This window comes from Brevundimonas diminuta, from assembly GCF_050310045.1.
Classification (GTDB): domain Bacteria; phylum Pseudomonadota; class Alphaproteobacteria; order Caulobacterales; family Caulobacteraceae; genus Brevundimonas; species Brevundimonas diminuta_F.
Window position 1 is genome coordinate 2,931,185 of the sequence record NZ_CP190005.1, and the last position, 19,145, is coordinate 2,950,329.

Annotated in this window: 15 protein-coding genes and 1 tRNA gene; 8 read left to right on the forward strand and 8 right to left on the reverse strand. The window is 65.3% G+C overall.

What is annotated here, in order from left to right:
• Positions 1–42: 42 nt before the first annotated feature.
• Together proB and ACORJG_RS14070 are read left to right on the forward strand one after the other, a co-directional pair.
• Entirely contained in the window at positions 43–1,209 is a 1,167-nt protein-coding gene (gene proB / locus ACORJG_RS14065) for a glutamate 5-kinase (RefSeq protein WP_427789940.1), read from the forward strand.
• A complete protein-coding gene (locus tag ACORJG_RS14070; protein ID WP_427789942.1) occupies positions 1,206–2,480 on the forward strand; it encodes a glutamate-5-semialdehyde dehydrogenase in 1,275 nt (424 codons plus the stop codon). The genes proB and ACORJG_RS14070 overlap by 4 nt, the downstream gene beginning before the upstream one ends.
• A 187-nt stretch (positions 2,481–2,667) precedes the next feature.
• On the opposite strand, the gene ACORJG_RS14075 is transcribed toward ACORJG_RS14070, so the two are convergent.
• The gene (locus ACORJG_RS14075) at positions 2,668–5,109 is read right to left on the reverse strand and encodes a membrane-bound PQQ-dependent dehydrogenase, glucose/quinate/shikimate family (RefSeq protein WP_427789944.1); all 2,442 of its coding nucleotides are present in this window, start codon (positions 5,107–5,109) and stop codon (positions 2,668–2,670) included.
• A 150-nt stretch (positions 5,110–5,259) separates the two neighbouring features.
• Positions 5,260–5,916 (reverse strand): TetR family transcriptional regulator, encoded by a 657-nt coding sequence (locus ACORJG_RS14080; RefSeq protein ID WP_427789946.1) that lies wholly within the window; start codon positions 5,914–5,916, stop codon positions 5,260–5,262.
• 451 nt (positions 5,917–6,367) lie between these two features.
• Here ACORJG_RS14080 and ACORJG_RS14085 point away from each other — a divergent pair, with 451 nt between their 5' ends.
• Positions 6,368–8,485 carry a M13 family metallopeptidase gene (locus ACORJG_RS14085; protein ID WP_427789947.1) on the forward strand — a complete coding sequence of 706 codons (2,118 nt, stop codon included), beginning with the start codon at positions 6,368–6,370 and terminating at the stop codon, positions 8,483–8,485.
• Between the two features lie 355 nt (positions 8,486–8,840).
• Here the strand turns inward: ACORJG_RS14085 and hisS are convergent, their stop codons facing one another.
• The 5 genes from hisS to ACORJG_RS14110 form a co-directional block, all read right to left on the reverse strand.
• Positions 8,841–10,325 (reverse strand): histidine--tRNA ligase, encoded by a 1,485-nt coding sequence (gene hisS / locus ACORJG_RS14090; protein ID WP_427789949.1) that lies wholly within the window; start codon positions 10,323–10,325, stop codon positions 8,841–8,843.
• Positions 10,326–10,382: 57 nt separating this feature from the next.
• On the reverse strand, positions 10,383–11,603 hold the full coding sequence (locus tag ACORJG_RS14095) for a DUF418 domain-containing protein (protein WP_427789951.1): 1,221 nt from the start codon (positions 11,601–11,603) through the stop codon (positions 10,383–10,385).
• A gap of 58 nt (positions 11,604–11,661) precedes the next feature.
• Positions 11,662–12,231, reverse strand: a complete 570-nt coding sequence (locus tag ACORJG_RS14100) for a hypothetical protein (RefSeq protein ID WP_427789953.1) — start codon at positions 12,229–12,231, stop codon at positions 11,662–11,664.
• Complete coding sequence (locus ACORJG_RS14105; RefSeq protein ID WP_427789954.1) at positions 12,231–13,109, reverse strand: 3-hydroxybutyryl-CoA dehydrogenase; 879 nt, start codon at positions 13,107–13,109, stop codon at positions 12,231–12,233. The genes ACORJG_RS14100 and ACORJG_RS14105 overlap by 1 nt, the downstream gene beginning before the upstream one ends.
• 118 nt (positions 13,110–13,227) lie before the next feature.
• Positions 13,228–13,533, reverse strand: coding sequence for a YggT family protein (locus ACORJG_RS14110; protein WP_427789956.1), 306 nt, complete (start codon positions 13,531–13,533; stop codon positions 13,228–13,230).
• Positions 13,534–13,654: 121 nt separating this feature from the next.
• Between ACORJG_RS14110 and ACORJG_RS14115 the strand changes: the two genes are divergently transcribed.
• The 5 genes from ACORJG_RS14115 (at position 13,655) to ACORJG_RS14135 (ending at position 17,730) form a co-directional block, all read left to right on the forward strand.
• A tRNA-Ala gene (locus ACORJG_RS14115) sits at positions 13,655–13,730 on the forward strand.
• Positions 13,692–15,302, forward strand: a complete 1,611-nt coding sequence (locus ACORJG_RS14120; RefSeq protein ID WP_427793066.1) for a DUF6538 domain-containing protein — start codon at positions 13,692–13,694, stop codon at positions 15,300–15,302. Before ACORJG_RS14115 ends, ACORJG_RS14120 begins: the two co-directional genes overlap by 39 nt.
• Positions 15,303–15,441: 139 nt before the next feature.
• Positions 15,442–15,741 (forward strand): helix-turn-helix domain-containing protein, encoded by a 300-nt coding sequence (locus tag ACORJG_RS14125; RefSeq protein ID WP_341022439.1) that lies wholly within the window; start codon positions 15,442–15,444, stop codon positions 15,739–15,741.
• Positions 15,738–17,033, forward strand: coding sequence for a type II toxin-antitoxin system HipA family toxin (locus ACORJG_RS14130; protein WP_427789959.1), 1,296 nt, complete (start codon positions 15,738–15,740; stop codon positions 17,031–17,033). Before ACORJG_RS14125 ends, ACORJG_RS14130 begins: the two co-directional genes overlap by 4 nt.
• A 496-nt stretch (positions 17,034–17,529) precedes the next feature.
• Positions 17,530–17,730 (forward strand): hypothetical protein, encoded by a 201-nt coding sequence (locus ACORJG_RS14135; RefSeq protein ID WP_427789961.1) that lies wholly within the window; start codon positions 17,530–17,532, stop codon positions 17,728–17,730.
• A 353-nt stretch (positions 17,731–18,083) separates the two neighbouring features.
• On the opposite strand, the gene ACORJG_RS14140 is transcribed toward ACORJG_RS14135, so the two are convergent.
• Positions 18,084–19,103 (reverse strand): NAD-dependent epimerase/dehydratase family protein, encoded by a 1,020-nt coding sequence (locus ACORJG_RS14140; protein ID WP_427789962.1) that lies wholly within the window; start codon positions 19,101–19,103, stop codon positions 18,084–18,086.
• Between the last annotated feature and the right edge of the window lie 42 nt (positions 19,104–19,145).

The window sequence follows — 19,145 nt, forward strand, 5'->3', positions numbered from 1 at the left end:
GACACCTTGGCCGAAGCGATGATCTTGCGATAGGGAGGCTGTGTGACCGCCTCCTCCGCCCTTTCTCAGCCCCCTGAGACCGCCTCCCCCGCCGCCGCCCTGACGCAGGCGCGCCGGGTCGTGGTCAAGATCGGCTCATCGCTGCTGTTCGACGCCGCGCGTCGGGCTGTCGCCGCCGACTGGCTGGCCAGCCTCGCCGCCGACATCGCCGATCTGCGTCGACAGGGTCGCGAGGTCATCGTCGTCTCTTCCGGCGCGGTGGCTCTGGGGCGCGGACGGCTGAACCTGCCGACAGGACGCCTTCAGGATAAACAGGCCGCCGCCGCCGTGGGCCAGTCCCTGCTGATGCACGCCTGGGAAGAGGCTCTGGCGCCCCACGGCCTGATCGCAGGCCAGGTGCTATTGACCCGCGACGACACCGAACGCCGTCGCCGCTGGCTGAACGGCCGCGCCACACTGGAGGCCCTGCTTGCCCACGGCGTCATCCCCGTGGTCAATGAAAACGACACTGTCGCCACCGAAGAGATCCGCTACGGCGACAACGACCGGCTGGCGGCGCGCGCCGCACAACTCGGGCGGGCCGACCTGCTGATCCTGCTGTCCGATGTGGACGGCCTCTACACCGCCGATCCGCGCCGCGATCCGGGCGCCCGCCACCTGCCGTTGATCGAACGGCTGACGCCTGAGATTCTGGCCATGGCCACGGGCGCCAACAGCGAGGCGGGCGTCGGCACAGGCGGCATGGCGACCAAGCTGGCCGCAGCCCAGATCGCCGCTTCGGCTGGCTGCGCCACCCTCATCGCCTCGGGCCTGACCGACCATCCATTGAAGGCAGTGCGGGACGGCGCCCGCGCCAGTCTGATCCTGGCGCCCGCCACCCCTCTGGCCGCATGGAAGCAGTGGATCGCAGGCAGCGTGGCGCCCGGCGGCGCCCTGACGCTGGATGCCGGGGCCGTCGCCGCCCTCCGCGCCGGAAAGAGCCTGCTGCCCTCCGGCGTCGTGTCCGTCAGCGGCGATTTCGGCAAGGGCGACAGCGTGCGCCTGACCGGCCCCGACGGCGCGCGCATCGGCGTCGGTCTGGCGTCCTACGCCGCCGATGAGATCGCCCTGATCCGCGGCCGCCATTCCGACGCGATCGAAAGCCTGCTGGGCTATCGCAGCGCCTCGGTCGTCATCCACCGCGACGATCTGGTTCTGGAGGACCGATGAGCGACCTCGACGCCGCCATGCTGGACATGATGATCGACATGGGCCGCCGCGCCCGCGCTGCGGCTGACGCCCTGCGCGCCACGACGCCGGACGCCCGGACCGAGGCGCTTCACAGGCTCGCCAGGGGCTTGCGCGCGGCTGAGGCCGACATCCTGTCCGCCAACGCCCGCGACGTAAGCCGCGCCCGCGACGGCGGCCTGTCCCAGGCTCTGATCGACCGATTGGCCCTGACGCCCGCCCGCGTCGAGGACATGGCCGTTGCGGTCGAAACCATCGCCGCCCAGCCCGATCCTGTCGGCGGTGAAATGGCGCGCTGGACCCCCGCCAACGGCCTGAACATCGCCCGCGTCCGCACCCCCATCGGCGTGCTGGCCGTCATCTATGAGAGCCGCCCGAACGTCACCGCCGACGCCGCCGCCCTGTGCATCCGGTCCGGCAATGCAGCGATCCTGCGCTGCGGCTCGGACTGTCTGGATTCCTCGCGCGCCATCGCCGCTGTCGTCACGAGCGCCCTGGCCGAAGCGGGCCTGCCCGCCGACGCCGTCCAGCTGGTCCCCGTGCCGGATCGCGAGGCCGTCGGCGCCATCCTGTCGGGCCTCAACGGCGCCGTCGACCTGATCATCCCGCGCGGCGGCAAGAGCCTGGTCGCTCGCGTTCAGGCCGAAGCCAAGGCGCCGGTGCTGGGTCACCTTGAGGGACTGTGCCACACCTATCTGGACGGGGCCGCCGATCTGGATGTCGCCCGTCGTGTGACCCTGAACGCCAAGATGCGCCGCGTTTCCGTCTGCGGCGCGACCGAGACCCTGCTGGTCGACCGCGCAGCGGCGGCGCGCCTGCTGCCCGCCGTGGCCGCCGATCTGATCGCCGCCGGATGCGAACTACGCGGCGACGCTGAGGCGCGCGCGCTTGTTCCTGAAATGTGCGAGGTAGTCGAGGCCGACTGGACCACGGAATATCTGGCCCCCATCCTGTCCGTGCGCGTGGTGGACGGCGTCGATGGCGCGGTCGAGCACATCCGCGCCTACGGTTCGGGGCACACCGAGGCCATCATCACCACCGACGAAAAGGCCGCCGAACGCTTCGCCAACGGCGTCGACAGCGCCATCCTCCTGATCAACGCCTCGACCCAGTTCGCCGACGGCGGAGAGTTCGGCTTCGGCGGCGAGATCGGCATCTCTACGTCCAAGCTGCATGCGCGCGGCCCTGTCGGAGCGGAGCAACTGACCACCTACAAATATGTGGTGCGCGGCGAGGGCCAGACGCGGCCGTAAAACAAGACGCACCCCTCTCCCTCCCCGTCCCGGGGAGGGTGGCTGAGCCCGTCAGGGCGAGGCCGGGTGGGGGCGGCAAGGCTATTCAGGCGCTGACAAATCAGGCCCGCGCCGTTATCACCAAGCCCTCCCCACCCGGTCGCTACGCGACCACCCTCCCCGTCCCGGGGAGGGAGAGGCGTCGCGCCTATTTCTTCTCCGGCAGGGCATAGGCGATCACATAGTCACCGCGCGGCGTCTCCATGAAGTGATGCCCGCCGGCCATGATGACCAGATACTGGCGGCCGTTCTGCTCATAGATCATCGGATTGGCCTGACCGCCCGCCGGAAGCACGTCCGACCACACCGTCTTGCCCGTCTCGATGTCGATGGCGCGGATCAAATCGTCCGTGGCGGCGGCGATGAAGATCAGCCCGCCCGCCGTCACCGCCGATCCGCCGTTGTTCGGCGTGCCGATCTCCAGCGGCAGCATCGACGGAATGCCGAAGGGGCCGTTCTTGCGCGCCGTGCCGAACGGACGGTCCCACAGGGTGCGGCCGCTCTTCAGGTCGATGGTCCGCATCCCGCCATAGGGCGGTTGCTTGCACAGCAGGCCGGTGAACTTGACCCGCCAGCCCGCATTGACGTCGATGGCGTAGGGCACGCCCATCTGCGGATCGCCCGCACCCTCGGCCTTGGACTTCGACAGGTTGCCGCCGCGGTTGGCCGCCTCCTTCTCGCGGACGATGTAGCGAGGGTCGTCGCGCGGGAACCAGCCCAGACGGTCAGCCTCGGCGCGGGGCACCAGGCGGTTGTGGTTGGGCATGTCGTTATAGTTGGCGACAATGACGCCGCGCGCCGGATCGACCGCCACCCCGCCCCAGTCCGAACCCCCGTTATAGCCCGGATACTGGATCGAATAGCGGTCCGCGGTCGGCGGCGTGAAGTAGCCCTCATAGGCCGCCTGCCGGAACTGGATGCGACACACCATCTGGTCGATCGGCGACATGCCCCACATATCGCGTTCGGTCAGGTCGGCCTTCCTCAGCGTGTGGAACAGAGAGAAGGGCTGGGTCGGGCTGCGCTGCGACGGCTCGACGCCGCCCTGCGGCACGCGGCGCTCCTCCACCTTGTGCAGAGGCTGGCCGGTGCGACGGTCCAGAATATAGATGTCGCCCTGCTTGGACGGCAGGATCACGGCCGGAACCATGACCCCGTCGATCGGCATATCGACCAGGGTCGCCTGCGAGCCGAGGTCGTAATCCCAGACATCCTTGCGCACCGTCTGGAAATGCCAGCGCGGCTTGCCCGTGGTGACGTCCAGCGCCACCAGAGAGGTCGAATACTCATTCTCCGCCGGACGACGCAGGCCGGAATAATAGTCTGCCGAGGAATTGCCCATCGGCAGGAAGACCAGACCCAGCGCCTCATCCGCCGTGGCCGTCGTCCACATGTTCGGCGTGCCAGGCGTATAGGTCTCGCCCTCTGGCGGCGTCGTCGTAATGTCCGGCCGCATCATGTCCCATGCGAAGCGCAATTCGCCCGTCACGGCGTCGAAGCCCTGAATGACGCCGGACGCATTCCAGCGCTTCTGGCCGTCCAGCACCTGATGGCCCGTGACCACCACCCCGCGCACGATGACCGGCGCCGAGGTGATCGACACCATGCCCGGATAGGGGTCGCCCATGCCGTGCTTGATGCTGACCGAGCCGTTGGTTCCGAAGCCTGCGCAGGGAACGCCCGTGCGCGCGTCCACCGCCACCAGACGCCCGTCCAGCGTCCCTTCGATGATGCGGGTGGCGCAGGGCTGGGCCGCATCAACGTTCGGCGTCGCGTAATAGGTCACGCCCCGGCAGGCGGCGGTATAGGGAATCTGGTCGTCAGCGACCTTGGGATCATAGGTCCACTTCTGCTTGCCCGTCGCCGCATCGACCGCAAACAGCCGGTTGCGGGCCGAGCACAGATAGAGGGTGTCGCCGATCTTCAGCGGCGTCGTCTCGGCGCCCCAGCGTTCGTCCGGCAGGTCGCCGGTGCGGAAGATCCAGGCCCGTTGAAGGCCTTTCACATTGTCCCTGTTGATCTGGTTCAGCGGCGAATAGCGCTGGGCGCTGTCTGATCCGCCCCAGGCTGGCCAGTCTGCGCCGACCTTCAGCAGCGCCGGGTCGCTTACGCCGCCGTTCGACGCTTTCGGGACGGGACTGAACACTCGCGCCTTGTTAGCCTGCGCCACCACCACGCCGGAAATCAAACCAAAGACGACGATGGCCGCAAGACCGCTCAGAACCAGCCGCCTGCCGTCTCCGTCACGCTTCAGCACAGGCAGGCTGAGCACCACGGCGATCAACAGCACCAACGGCGCCACCACGCGCGGAACCAGGGCCCAGCCGTTCAGCCCGACCTCCCATAGCGCCCAGATGACAGTGCCGATGAAGATGGCGACATAGAGCCAGGCGCCGAAGGGCCTGAGCAGGGCCAACAATCCCCCTGACACGATCATCAACAAGCCGACGATCAGATAATAGGCCGACCCGCCCAGCATCATCAGCTGGGCCCCGCCTATGGTCAGCGTCAGCCCGATCAGGGCGATGATGATCCCCAACAGCCTGACAAGGACGCTTCCAAATCCACGTCCGCGTTCAATGGACGACATCGGCGCCCTCCCACGTTCAGCTTGGCTTCGGAATGCAACACGCCAGAAAGACCGACGTTCCCTCTGATCTGCAAAACAGTGGATCGGCCATGAAAAAGGGGCCGCGCGTCCTGACGACGCACGGCCCCTGATATCGGTCTTCCCTTGGTCTTACTGACGCGCCAGCTGGCTGGACATGATCAGTTCCAGCTGCTTGCGGATGTGGGCTGTCAGTTCTTCGATGCCCCAGTCGTCATAGGCTGCGAAGCGGAAGTTCATGACATAGACGTCCCAGATCAGGCGGGCCAGAAGCTCGACGTCGACGTCCTGACGGACTTCGCCTTCGCTGATGCCGGCCTGCAGCACCTGGGCCACGGCCTCGACCAGCGGGCGGACGAAGGCGCGCGAACGCTCATCGGCGTCTTGCGGCTGGAACCACGACCGGGCGACCATGGCCTGCATCAGCGGCAGATGCTCCAGCGAGCGATGATAACCCGCAGTCAGACCGCTGGACAGACGCTCCATCACGCGACCGTCGGCGGCGGCGATGGCGGTTCGGATATCGGCCAGCATGCCTTCCATCTCTTCCGAGAAGACGGCCTCGAACAGTTCGGCCTTGTCCTGGAAGTTGGCGAAGACGGCGCCGGTCGACATGCCTGCGCCCTTGGCGATGTCGCGGATGGTGGCGGCGTCATAGCCGCGCTCGGCGAAAAGGGTGCGGGCGGCGTCCAGAACTTTCTGACGCGTCCGGACTTTGGCGGCCTGACGACGGTTCAGCCGAGGCTGGGCTTCGGCGGCGGCAGGGACGGTCGAAGAAGTTTCAGGCATCGGCGACGACTCTGACTTTCGTTTTTACGCGGCGTTCGCTCATTCCGCCAAACGTCGGCATGACGGAGACTGACGATTGACGACTGCTGCGCATCTAGGAGGAAGAACGAACTTTCATCACCGAACAGTGACCAAAATGGGTCATGAACGGCATAAAACTCTACCATAAAGCGTTCCGGCGCTCGAAACGACTAGGAATTCCTGCGGATACCGTGGCGCTCAAGACATGTTCCGACATGAAGCTTGACAGTATCTGCCTTTTATTGGCCGCTCGCTCGGCCACGTCCTGACCGGCGAAATGATGTCTCCGCCGGGCGAAATCCAATCCATGCTCGCACTGACGGTTGAAATTTCTTAACACCGTGACACCAGCCAAGGCCGCTAGCGGCCCGGCGTATGCGCTGGCCGCGTCAGAATGGCGATCGGCCGCAGAGACATGAGGAAACGACGCATGAGGAAACTTTTCGCGGGAGTCGCCGCAGCCGCCCTTCTGGCCCCGGCCGCCGCCATGGCGCACGACCACGCCTGCATCGACGAAGCGTGCACCGTCTTCGAGCTGTTCCAGACCCCGGCCGCCCAGGGCGGCGCCTCGGGCTGGCAGGGCGTGGAAGCGCCTCGTTACGGCAGCTGGGGCTTTGACCTGGCCGGTCGCGACACCTCCATCGATCCGGGCGACAGCTTCTTCCGCTACGCCAACGGCGCAGCCATCGACCAGCTGACCATTCCGTCGGACCGCACCTCCTACGGCTCATTCGCCCTGCTGCGTGAACTGTCAGACAACCGTATGAAGAAACTGGTGACGGATCTGGCCGCGCGCCGCGACCTGACCGCCGGCTCGGACGAACAAAAGATCGCTGACGCCTACCGCGCCTTCATGGATCAGGCCCGCATCGACCAGTTGGACGCCCAGCCTCTTGCCCCTTACCTGGCCGCCATCCGCGCCGCCGACAGCCATGAGAAGATCGCCGCCTACATGGGCCAGACCCAGGGCCGCGTCGGCGGCTCCTTCTTCGGCACCGGCATCACCATCGACCAGAAGAGCCCGACCCGTTACGCCGTCTCGACCGGCCAGGCGGGTCTGGGGATGCCCAACCGCGACTACTATCTGGACGCCCGTTTCGCGGACAAGAAAGAGAAGTATCAGGCCTATATAGAGCGCACCCTGACCAACATCGGGTGGGCCGATCCGGCCGCTTCCGCCGCCGCCATCATCGCGCTTGAAGACAGCATCGCCCAGGCCCACTGGACCCCGATCGAGAACCGCAACCGCGACAAGACCTACAACCCCTATACGGTCCAGGCCCTGACCGCAGAGGCGCCCGGCTTCGACTGGGCCGGCTATTTCAACGCCGCCGGACTGGGTTCCGTCGACCGGGTGATCGTGCGCCAGAACACCGCCATGCCGAAAATGGCCGCCCTGTTCGCACAAACCCCGGTGGCGACGCTGCAGGCGTGGCAGGCCTTCCACACCACGGACGATGCGGCGCCTTATCTGTCGCAGCGCTTCTCGGACGCCCAGTGGGCCTTCTATTCGCGGGATCTGGGCGGCCAGCCTGAGCAGCGCAGCCGTGAAAAGCGCGCCATCAGCTTCGCCGAGGGCGCCCTGGGCGAAGCGGCGGGTCGTCTCTATGTCGCCGAATACTTCCCGGCCGAATCCAAGGCCAAGATGGAAGAACTGGTCGCCAACCTGCGCACCGCACTGTCGCACCGCATCGACAACCTGACGTGGATGGGCGCCGAGACGAAGACGGCGGCTCAGGAGAAGCTGCGGAAGTTCACCGTCAAGATCGGCTATCCCGACAAATGGCGCGACTATTCGGGGCTGGAGATCCGCGCCGACGATCTGTTCGGCAACAGCCAGCGCATCGGCCAGTTCCAGTGGGACTATCGCCTGTCGCGCCTGAACCAGCCGGTCGACAAAGACGAGTGGGGCATGACGCCCCAGACGGTGAACGCTTATTACAACTCAGCCAATAACGAGATCGTCTTCCCGGCCGCCATCCTGCAACCGCCCTTCTTCGACCCGGACGCTGACCCGGCCGTCAACTACGGCGGCATCGGCGGCGTGATCGGCCACGAAATCGGCCACGGCTTCGACGATCAGGGCTCCAAGTCCGACGGCGACGGCGTGCTGCGCAACTGGTGGACCGACGAGGACAAGGCCAATTTCGAGAGCCTGACCACGCGCCTGGGCGCCCAGTATGACGCCTTCGAGCCCCTGCCCGGCTTCCACGTTCAGGGCGGCCTGACCATGGGCGAGAACATCGGCGACGCGGCCGGCACGGCGGTGGGTCTTGAGGCCTATCACCTGTCGCTGAAGGGCCAGCCTGCGCCGGTGATCGACGGCACGACCGGCGACCAGCGCTTCTTCTACGGCTGGGCCCAGGTGTGGCAGTCCAAATACCGTGAGGACGCCCTGAAGAACCAGATCGCCACCGACCCGCACAGCCCGGCCGAGTTCCGCGTCATCGGCCCGGTGCGCAACGTCGACGCCTGGTACGAGGCCTTCGGCATCAGGCCGGGGACCAAATACTATCTGGCGCCGGAAGACCGCGTTCGCATCTGGTAAGGCGCGACGCCTGCGGAACGAAGAGGGCCGGAGCGGCGACGCTCCGGCCCTTTTTCATGCGGCCCTTTTCATCAGCTCCCGACGCTCTCGAATAGCCTTCGACTTTTGTTAGGCAGCGGGCATGAAAAAGCCCGCTGCGGGGGATACATCGCAGCGGGCCTTCTCGCTCTCTAAGGAGCGGACGTTTCCTCCCCGAAACGCCTTCAAGATGTCGCTGCGTCTCTTCGCTGCGCCTCTTGAGTGAGACCAAATGACGCCATCGGGGGGTTCGAGTCAATCAGCCCACAGCCGAAAGGGGCCGCATTCGTAAGTGAACGTCGATAACTCACGTCTTCGTCATGGATATTATCGAAACTTATTCGATAATGGAGCGAACTACGGCGACCAGCTGATCGCGTGCCACGGTCTGCTGGCCCGGACGCTCGGCTTTCCATGCGTCGTTGTCAGCGATGGCGGCGGCGCGGGCGCGCCCGGCGTCCAGATCCTTGATCGTCACCTGACCAGCGGCGATCTCGTCCCCGCCCAGAATGACGGCGGCCGGAGCGCCGCGACGGTCGGCGTATTTCATCTGCGCCTTCATCCCTGCGCGGCCCAGATACAGCTCGGCCGGGATGCCTGCCACACGCAGTTCAGACACGGCGTCGAGGTAATGCTGCATGTCGTCTTCAGAGAAGACGATGGCCACCACCGGCCCGCGCGTGGCGTCCTCGGCGCCGCGACCAGCCGCGCGCAGGGCCGAGGCCAGACGGGACACGCCGAAGGAGAAGCCCGTCGCCGGGGTCGACTGACCGGTGAAGCGCGACACCAGGTCGTCATAGCGCCCGCCGCCGCCGATCGAGCCGAAGCGCACCGTGCGCCCCTTCTCGTCCTTGGTGTCCAGCAGCAGTTCGGCCTCGAACACCGCGCCGGTGTAGTATTCCAGACCGCGCACGATAGTCGGGTCGAAGCGCACGTCGTCCTGTGACACGCCCATGGCCGTCAGGGCGCGGTCGATGGCGGCCAGTTCCTTCAGCGCCTCTTCGCCCGCCGCGCCCAGGAAGCCTGAACGCGCGGCGTCCGATACGGCGTCCAGCACGCCTGCGCGGCTGAGACCCGGCCTCTCGGCCGAGGCCAGAAACGCCTCAATCGCCCCGATCACCGAGGCGGGCAGATTGGCGCCCTTGGTGTAGTCGCCGGACTCGTCCAGACGCCCCTCGCCCAGCAACAGGCGCACGCCCTCGACGCCCAGGCGGTCGTATTTGTCCACGGCGCGCAGGGCGGTCAGCCGCTGCGCTGCATCGGTGATCCCGCCGGCGTCGAACAGGCCGTCGAACAGCTTGCGGTTGGAGACGCGGATCACCGCCTGCCCCGCCGCCAGCCCCGCCGCGCGCAGGCCCTCGCAACCCATGGCGATGATCTCAGCGTCAGCCTCCGGCCGGTCCGAGCCGACGGTGTCGGCGTCGCACTGCCAGAACTCGCGGAAGCGGCCCGGCCCCGGCTTCTCATTGCGCCACACCGGCCCATAGGCGTAGCGGCGGAACGGCTTGGGCAGGGTCTCCCAGTTCTGGGCGGCGAAGCGCGCCAGCGGCGCCGTGTGGTCATAGCGCAGCGCCATCCACTGATCGTCATCGTCCTGAAGCGCGAAGACGCCCTCGTTCGGGCGGTCCGCGTCGGGCAGGAACTTGCCCAGAGCGTCAGCGTATTCAAACGCCGGAGTCTCCAGCGCCTCAAAGCCCCAGCGCTCATAGACTTCGGACACGCGCGCGACGATGCGGCGCTCGGCGGTCAGGTCGCGGCCGCGACGGTCGGCGAACCCACGCGGGGCGCGGGCTTCGGGGCGGCTTGAGGCTTCGTCGGTCATGGGGCGGCGATTAAGCCATCAGTCCGACCGCCGCAACTCACAGTCCGCCCGACGCTCTCAGGCCGCACGGCGCAGCGGCAGGTCGCGCCCATAGCTGAGGCGCCGCCACAGCCACTCGAACGGTCCCATGGTGAACTTCGACAGCCACAGCGGCGACCAGATCAGTTGCAGCGCCCAGACGCCGACGACGATGGCCCACTGCATCGGATAATCGACCTGCCCGAACAGACGCGGCCCCCACGGCATGTAGAAGATCGTCGTCATGATCAGGGTCTGGGTCAGATAGTTGGTGAAGGCCATCCGCCCCACCGGCGCCAGAGCCTTGCGCAGCCAGCCCACGCCCCGCGTCGTCGCCAGGATCAGGGCCGAGGCGTAGGCCAGGGTCACGATCAGCGAAAACGATCCGACCACATCCGCCCAGCCGCCGGTCGCCTCGACGCTCGGCCCGGCCTGAACCTCCCGCCACTCCAGCACGCCCAGCAGCGCCAGCATCACCGCCCCGCCCGCCATCAGGGTCAGATAGATCCATGACTTCACCCGGCCGTGAAAGAAGCCCGCCTTGAACAGGCCCAGCCCCAGCATCATCAGCGCCACGGTCGAAAACACATAAAGGAACAGACTGAGGCCCTGCATGAAGGCCCAGGCCTTCAGATTCTCCAGCGCCGCCCCCGCCCAACCGCTCTGATAGGCGGCGATGACGGCGGCGACCGCGCCATCAGCCGCCGTCCCATCCTGCATCGCCTCGGGGAAACGCGCTGTCGCCAGCATCAGCCCGGCCTGCAGCGTGGCCATCAACACCGTCGCCCCCGCCCCGATCCAGATCAGCGGACGCGCGGGCATCGAGCGCATCAGCATCATGAACAGACCCGCCCACGCATAGAGCAGCAGGATGTCGCCGTACCAGAAGGCCGCCCCGTGGATCACGCCGAACAGGGCCAGAAACATCAGGCGCCGACGCAGGACGCGCCCCTTCGCCTCATCCCCCCGCTCGCCGCCGACCAGAAAGACCGACACGCCGAACAGCATGGAGAACAGGGTCACGAACTTCTGGCGGAAGAAGACGTCGACAATCCACTGGGCCACGCCCGACGCCCCAGCAACCGCCGGAAACGGCGACTGGTCCGGCGCCATCTCGATCGCCACCATCGGCAGGGCGAAGGCCGCCGCATTGACGGCCAGTATCCCCAGCACGGCTGCGCCGCGCAAAACGTCGAGCGTCTGGATGCGCTGCCCCGCCGCCACCGGCGCGGGCTCGGCCACGGCTGTCAGATCCCTCATGCCCATCCCCTGTTCTGCACCGGAACGAGGCTAGGCGGGAGCGGCGCCGCCGTTCACGTTAAATCCCTGTAACATCCCGTTCGGACAGGACGCCCATGCGGTTCTGCACCGCTGGAGGCGTCGGCGCGAACGCCAGCCAAGCCACGCAGAAACCGCCCCACAGGGCGTAGCTGACGCCCATCATGATCGCCAGCGGCAGGCCGCCGACGCCATAGATCAGCAGCGCTGTCTCGATTGCGCCCAGCCCTTGAGCAAAGGTCTGGGACGACAGGCCCGCCAGCGTCGCCATCACCACGGCCATGATCGTCTGCATCGACGCCGCCAGCAGGCCGCCGAACACCGTGAACCGCCCCACCACGCCCAGCCGTGTCGACGGGCGTCCCGTCTTCTCATGGCTGTTGAGCAGGACCCACAGGCCGATCGGCGCCGCGATCAGACCGACCGCCAGCATCACCAGCCGCCAGTCCGTATCCACGCCCGAGGCCCAGTTCTCAGGCGGCCAGATGAACAGGGTCAGGATCACCGGAGGCCAGGCCGCCGCCGCCAGCGCGGCCGGCACCAGCGCGCCGGCGCCACGTCGCGGCGCCACGCGCTTCATGCCCGGAACGGAGGAAAGATCGGCGGCCATCAGCGCGTCGGAACCGGCGTCGCGCCGGAGTAGTCGTAAAAGCCGCGCCCGCTCTTCTTGCCCAGCCAACCGGCCTCGACGTATTTCACCAGCAGCGGACAGGGCCGGTATTTGCTGTCGGCCAAGCCTTCATACAGCACGTTCATGATGGCCAGCGCCACGTCCAGCCCCATGAAGTCCGCCAACTCCAGCGGCCCCATCGGATGGTTGGCCCCCAGCTTCAACGCCTTGTCGATCGAGGCCACGTCGCCCACGCCTTCATACAGGACATAGACCGCCTCATTCATCATCGGCACCAGGATGCGATTGACGATGAAGGCAGGGAAATCCTCGGACTCGGTCGTCGTCTTGCCCAGGCTTTCAGCGAAAGCGACCGCCGTCTCAAAGGTCGAGGCCGAGGTGGCGATGCCGCGCACCAGTTCGACCAGCTTCATCGTCGGCGCGGGCTTCATGAAATGCAGGCCGATGAAGCGCTCGGGCCGATCCGTGACCGAGGCCAGCCGCGTGATCGAGATCGACGAAGTGTTCGACGCCAGCAGCGTCTGCGCCCCCAGCAGGGGCGTCAGCTCGGCGAAGACCGCCTTCTTGACCGCTTCTTCTTCGGACGCCGCCTCGATGATCAGATCAGCCTTGGCCGCCTCGGCCAGACTGGCGACAGCCTTGATGCGGCTCATGGCCTCGTGCGCCTCAGCCTCGCTGGAAAGACCGCGGGCGGCGCGGCGCGCCAGGCTGGCCGCGATCTCGCCCAACGCCAGCGTCACGCGATCCGGCGCAACGTCATACAGCTTCACCTCATAGCCGCCGGAGGCCACCACCTGAGCGATGCCCGAACCCATCTGCCCGGCGCCGATGATGGCGACTGTCCTGATCGTGGTCATGAATTACGCGTGAAATGCAGTCCAACCGGACCTGTCGTCGGCACCTTAGGAGCCCGCTCGCATCGCGCAAGGGCGGATTGGGCTCCGATGGCGGATTCTGTGGTCACCGTCTCGCCGATCAGCCCAGCGACATGATCAGCATGGGCGCCACCGTCCGGTTGAACAGCACGCTCAGGAACTGCAGCGCCAGAAGGGCGATGATCGGAGTGATGTCGATACCGCCCAGCGACGGCACCACGCGCTGGATCGGCCCCAGGATCGGCCGCGTCACCGTATCCAGCACATAGGCGATCTGGCCCACGAAGCGATTACGCGCATTGATCACATCAAAGGCGAACAGCCAGCTCAGGATCGCCGAGGCGATGATGCACCAGATCATCAGGGTGACGACGGCGTTCACCAGCCAGACAAGGGCGAAACCCATGAGAAACTCCTGCTTCGTTCACGCCGCTTCTAGCGGTCCGCCGCGAGAACGCCAAGGATTCGTACGCGGCCCGTTGACACGCCCCCTGCACGCTTCTATGTCCCGCGCCTGCCTGTCGGTCGGGGCCGTAGCTCAGTTGGTAGAGCGCGTCGTTCGCAATGACGAGGTCAGGGGTTCGACTCCCCTCGGCTCCACCAAGTCCTTGTTTTTCAAGGATTTTGACGGAAACAGGCAGAGAATCTGACACCACGCTGCGTCACACGGTCTCTCGCAAACCGTCGAAAAAGCGTTCAACTACAATCAGTTCACCGTCCCGAGACTGTAGCACCAAGGCGCCACACACATCGTCTCAACGGCCTTCTCGACCGTCCCCTCTGCCCTGTCATGCTGGGCGGCGGCAATCGTCTGGCCTAATCGTTCGTGGATCGACCTACTACCTTCGCCTTCGTGTTCCTCGATCATTGGCGGGGATCGTCGGCAAGACGCACGTCATGAAGTCTTTGAGGACTGGCTATCGGGCCGACGCTATTCGTCAGGCTCGGATAGTCGCAGCAGCGTTGGAGCAGGAGTGGCGCGAGCTAGAGGGTCGCGGTGTTCCCGCGCCTGTCGTCGCGGCTCTCGCTCCATCACTGGCGCCTTCATTCCCGACACCGGTTTCGGCAGTGGACAAGACGCTGCGTCAAGCGTTCGAACTATTCCGGTCTGACCCCGCGAAGCAGCGCACACGCAAAACGGACCTTCACTACCTCTACCTCATCGAATTGACGGTCGGTCTTTGGGGAGAACGGAGGACCATCCGGTCGCTTGATCGCGAGGCATGCCGTGATCTGCTCGATACCCTGCGTTGGTTGCCGACGAACGCCGAAAAGCGGTTCCCGAAGCTATCGCCTGTAGCTGCGGCGAAGATGGCCAAAGAGGAGGGTCTTTCGAGCACGCTCTCGCCCGCCACAGTGAACGGCTACATGACGAAGTTTAGGGCGGTCATGAATTTCGCGCAGAATGAAGGTTGGATAGACCGGAATCCGGCGAAGGGTCTTCAGGTCATCGACCACGTTCGACGGCGCGATAAACGGCTACCTTTCTCTGTCGAGCAGCTTCGACTGATTTTTGACGCGCCGATCTACCGAGGTTGCGTTAACGACCGGGCCGGATACTCCACACCCGGCTATGCACGGCCACGTCGCGGGCGTTTCTGGGTGCCTTTGATCGCCCTCTTCTCGGGCATGCGGATGAACGAGATTTGCCAACTGCACGTCGCGGACATCCACCAACTGGACGGCGTAGACTGTTTCTTCGTGACGGAAGGGCCATCCGATACCGACAACGGCAAACGCCTGAAGACCGCCGCCAGCGAGCGGTTCATCCCGGTCCACCCAACGCTGATCGATATCGGGTTCATGGCGTTCGTCGAGCAGCGGCGCGCGGCTGGCACCGTCCGCCTGTTCTCCGAACTCCACAAGTCCAGCACCGGCTACTACAGCGATCCGTTCAGCAAATGGTTTAGACGCTTCCTTGAGCGTGCTGGCGCCGCTCGGGAGAAGACCTGCTTCCATTCGTTCCGGCACTGCTATCGGGATGCACTTCGCGAAGCCCGTATTGAGCATGAAGTCGCGCTCGCCCTCGGAGGTTGGTCATCAGGCAACGGAAGCGAGGGCGGCGAAACCGCCGCCGCTTACGGTCGAGGCTATCGCGCCCAAACGCTGTATGAGGCTATGGGCCGGATCACCTATCCCGACCTCGACCTTTCTCATCTCCTCATATCGAGATGACATGCGAACGCATGGCTCCGCCAGCGTCTCAGCAGGTGCACGATACTGCACATTTCCGCATGCGCATTATCGTGCACATAGACACAAGTGCATTATTATGCACAACTGCACTTGTGAACAATCGTGCACATGGCCCGTCATGCTGATCTACACGCCACGCGATCTGGGTGCCGCTATCCGCGAGCGGCGCAAGGCCCTCGGTCTGGACCAAGTTGAACTCGCCAAACAGATCGGGGCGAGCCGACGCTGGCTGATTCAAGTCGAGAACGGAAAGGCCGGAGCGTCCTTCGGCATGCTGTTGCGGACCCTGAACGCACTGGGCATGCAACTCGATCTGAAGACGCCGAGTGCTGCACCGACATCCCCTCAAGAGCCGCTAAGCACGCCAGACCTCGATTCCGTTCTCGCGCGTGCGCGTCGGGGCGCCGCTTCGGAATGAGCCGCCTCATCGTCCTGATGAACGGCGTCGAGGCGGGCCATCTTGACTACGAGCAGGGGCGCCTATCGTTCACCTACAGCGAGGACTGGCGTTCACGGGACGGCGCCGTCCCGCTGTCGCTCAGCATGTCCTTGGCGGCGCCCACCCATACTGGAGCGACGATCAACGCCTTCATCTGGGGTCTTCTGCCTGACAACGAGCAGATCATCCGTGAGTGGGCCGCCCGTTTCCATGTCAGTGCGCGCCAACCGTTCGGTCTGATTGGCGCGGTCGGCGAGGACTGCGCGGGGGCGGTCCAGTTCGTTCTGCCGGATCGCTTGGAAGCCGTGGTCAGCGGCGACCGTGATGGTGTCGAGTGGCTGGACACAAAGGATGTGGCCGAGCGGCTCGCGGGTCTGCGGACCAACCGAGGCGCATGGCGCCGCGCTGGCGATGGAGGTCAATTCAGCCTCGCGGGTGCCCAGCCCAAGATCGCGCTGATGCAGCAGGACGGCCGATGGGGCATTCCGATGGGCAGACTGCCCACGACCCACATCCTGAAGCCGCCTTCCGCCGATCTCGAAGCTCAAGCCGAGAACGAGCACTTCTGCCTGTCGGTCCTGCGATCCCTAGGCCTGACGGTCGCCCAGTCTCGGGTGCAGTGGTTCGACGACGAGGCGGCCATCGTCTTGGAACGATATGACCGCATCCCCACTCCCGAGGGAATCGCCCGTGTCCATCAGGAAGACTTCTGTCAGGCCCTAGGCGTGCCGCCCGAGCGCAAATACCAGAACGCTCCCGGTCCCGGCCTGAAGGACATCATCGCCTTGGTGCGCACCGTGTCCGTGGAACCGCAAGAAGACGTAAATACGCTCGTCGATGCGAGCATCTTCAACTGGATGATCGGCGGTTCAGACGCTCACGCCAAGAATTTCTCGCTCCTGCTGGCGGCCGGGGGACGTGCACGTCTTGCGCCCATATACGATGTCGCGAGCATCCTGCCTTACGCCCCGCAGGTTCAGTTCCAAGACGTGAAGCTGGCCATGAAGATCGGCGGCGAATATCGCCTCGCCGACATCGGCCTACGACACTGGCGTCGGTTCGCCGATGAGAACCGATTGGACTTCGATGTCGTCATGGGAAGGATCGAGGCGTTCGCTCATCAGCTTCCCGATCTCGCTGCGACCGTCAGGGACCAGATCGCCGCCGAAGGCGCCGCACACGTCCTCAACGACAAACTAGCGGCGATTTTCGCTGAGAGAGCCAAATGGGTCCGGGCTCAATTGGAACGTGCACAGCCGGGGACTGAGTGACCTCCGCCAATGATCGAGGAACACGAAGGCGAAGGTAGTAGGTCGATCCACGAACGATTAGGCCAGACGATTGCCGCCGCCCAGCATGACAGGGCAGAGGGGACGGTCGAGAAGGCCGTTGAGACGATGTGTGTGGCGCCTTGGTGCTACAGTCTCGGGACGGTGAACTGATTGTAGTTGAACGCTTTTTCGACGCTTTGCGAGAGACCGTGTGACGCAGCGTGGTGTCAGATTCTCTGCCTGTTTCCGTCAAAATCCTTGAAAAACAAGGACTTGGTGGAGCCGAGGGGACCGGTGCCTCGGGCTGGTAGGTAGTGCTATCGGGTGACTTGGACATAGGCGGCGGCTCGGCGACTCATGGGGTCCGAGCAGGCTGCTTGCCGAGGAGGGGCCAGTCCTAACGGCTTATGTGAGCAGTCTGGTCGCGGTGCCCTCTGCGCCCCCCTCGTGACGGCCCCGATCGGACTGCTCCCCTTTTCGAGGATGGGGAGCCGCCATGACCGGATACACTTTCTATACGCTGCCTATTTCCCCGAATTGGGAACGTTTTAGCCCCGCCACTCTGCCCTCAGATGAGGCAGCAATCGCTTATGCTTCCGCTGCTCTGAAAACCTGCGCTACGACCTATGAGGTGGCAATCTGGAGGGGGTGGACCTTCGTGGCCAAGGTGACGAAGGAGAGCCTGCGGCAAGATTGATCAGCCCCGCGCGCAGATCGGATGCTGCTGGTGGAATCGATCCCAGATCACCGTCGTGCCACTTCGCACCATCGCGCAGTTGATCTCGACACCATCAACACCTCCCGCAGCCTCATCTCCTCGGCGTCAACGGCGGACGCAGCGATGATGTGGTTTAGTTCGAACACGTTGACCCAGCCCCTTCTCGGCAAGCAGCTTGCTCGTAACCCATGAGTCGTCGAGCCTCCGCCTATGTCCAAGTCACCCGATAGCCCTATCTACCAACCCGAGACACCGGTCCCCTCGGCTCTACCAGGGCATATTCGCAAAATCGCTGACGTTGGACCGCCCTTGAGGGCGACCGACTATACGCCTCAATTTTCGCGGTAGAAGTTGCAGTACCAGTCGACGAAGCGGGCGACGCCTTCCTCCACCGGGGTCGAAGGAGCGTAGTCGAGGGCGCTCAGGGTGTCGGCGACATCCGCTTCGGTGTCGGCCACGTCGCCGTCCTGCATAGGCATCAGATTCAGCTTGGCCTTGCGGCCCAGCTTCGACTCCAGCACCTCGATGTAGCGCATCAGCGGCACCGGGCGGCCTGCGCCCAGATTCAGGATGCGCCATGGCGCGACCCCGCTGGTGGCCGGATTGGGAGCGCTCGCATCCCACGCCGGATCGATCGCGGCGGGACGATCCAGGGCGGCGATCACCCCGGTGACGATGTCATCGACATAGGTGAAGTCGCGGCTCATCCGGCCCTCGCCATAGACGTCGATCGGCTCGTCTTTCAGGATGGCGCGGGTGAATTTGAACAGGGCCATGTCCGGGCGGCCCCACGGTCCATAGACGGTAAAGAACCGCAGCCCCGTCGCCGGAAAGCCGAACAGGTGGGCGTAGGAGTGGGCCATGGCCTCATTCGCCAGCTTGGTCGCGGCGTAGACCGTCAGCGGATGGTCGGCGGGCTGGCGCACCGAGAACGGCAGGGCGCGGTTGGCGCCGAACACCGAACTGGTCGAAGCGAAGACCAGATTGGCCGCTCCGACCGCACGGCATCCCTCAAGGATGCTGAGGAAACCCACGACGTTGGAGTCGACATAGGTTTCAGGCGCTTCGAGGCTGTAACGCACGCCTGCCTGGGCCGCCAGATGCACCACGCGGCGCGTCGTCTCGGCGGCGAACAGGGCGGCGACGCCCGCACGATCGGCCAGATCCAGCGTGTGATGACGATAGTTCGGATAGGCCAGAAGCTGGCCCAGCCGCGCCCGCTTCAACGCCGGATCATAGTAGGCGTTGAGGTTGTCCAACCCGATCACGACCTCGCCCCGCTCCAGCAGACGCCGGGCGGTGTGAAAGCCGATGAAACCGGCGGAACCGGTGATCAGTACGGGATCGCTCATGACCGGCTGCGATAAACCGTCGCGCAGCCGGACGCCAGCGTC

Excerpts from the sequence above, each read along its gene's own strand:
- ACORJG_RS14070 (WP_427789942.1), top strand. The coding sequence starts at position 1,206 with ATGAGCGACCTCGACGCCGCCATGCTGGACATGATGATCGACATGGGC.
- ACORJG_RS14075 (WP_427789944.1), bottom strand. The coding sequence starts at position 5,109 with ATGTCGTCCATTGAACGCGGACGTGGATTTGGAAGCGTCCTTGTCAGG.
- ACORJG_RS14080 (WP_427789946.1), bottom strand. The coding sequence starts at position 5,916 with ATGCCTGAAACTTCTTCGACCGTCCCTGCCGCCGCCGAAGCCCAGCCT.
- ACORJG_RS14085 (WP_427789947.1), top strand. The coding sequence starts at position 6,368 with ATGAGGAAACTTTTCGCGGGAGTCGCCGCAGCCGCCCTTCTGGCCCCG.
- hisS (WP_427789949.1), bottom strand. The coding sequence starts at position 10,325 with ATGACCGACGAAGCCTCAAGCCGCCCCGAAGCCCGCGCCCCGCGTGGG.
- ACORJG_RS14095 (WP_427789951.1), bottom strand. The coding sequence starts at position 11,603 with ATGAGGGATCTGACAGCCGTGGCCGAGCCCGCGCCGGTGGCGGCGGGG.
- ACORJG_RS14100 (WP_427789953.1), bottom strand. The coding sequence starts at position 12,231 with ATGGCCGCCGATCTTTCCTCCGTTCCGGGCATGAAGCGCGTGGCGCCG.
- ACORJG_RS14105 (WP_427789954.1), bottom strand. The coding sequence starts at position 13,109 with ATGACCACGATCAGGACAGTCGCCATCATCGGCGCCGGGCAGATGGGT.
- ACORJG_RS14110 (WP_427789956.1), bottom strand. The coding sequence starts at position 13,533 with ATGGGTTTCGCCCTTGTCTGGCTGGTGAACGCCGTCGTCACCCTGATG.
- ACORJG_RS14120 (WP_427793066.1), top strand. The coding sequence starts at position 13,692 with ATGACGAGGTCAGGGGTTCGACTCCCCTCGGCTCCACCAAGTCCTTGT.
- ACORJG_RS14125 (WP_341022439.1), top strand. The coding sequence starts at position 15,442 with ATGCTGATCTACACGCCACGCGATCTGGGTGCCGCTATCCGCGAGCGG.
- ACORJG_RS14130 (WP_427789959.1), top strand. The coding sequence starts at position 15,738 with ATGAGCCGCCTCATCGTCCTGATGAACGGCGTCGAGGCGGGCCATCTT.
- ACORJG_RS14135 (WP_427789961.1), top strand. The coding sequence starts at position 17,530 with ATGACCGGATACACTTTCTATACGCTGCCTATTTCCCCGAATTGGGAA.
- ACORJG_RS14140 (WP_427789962.1), bottom strand. The coding sequence starts at position 19,103 with ATGAGCGATCCCGTACTGATCACCGGTTCCGCCGGTTTCATCGGCTTT.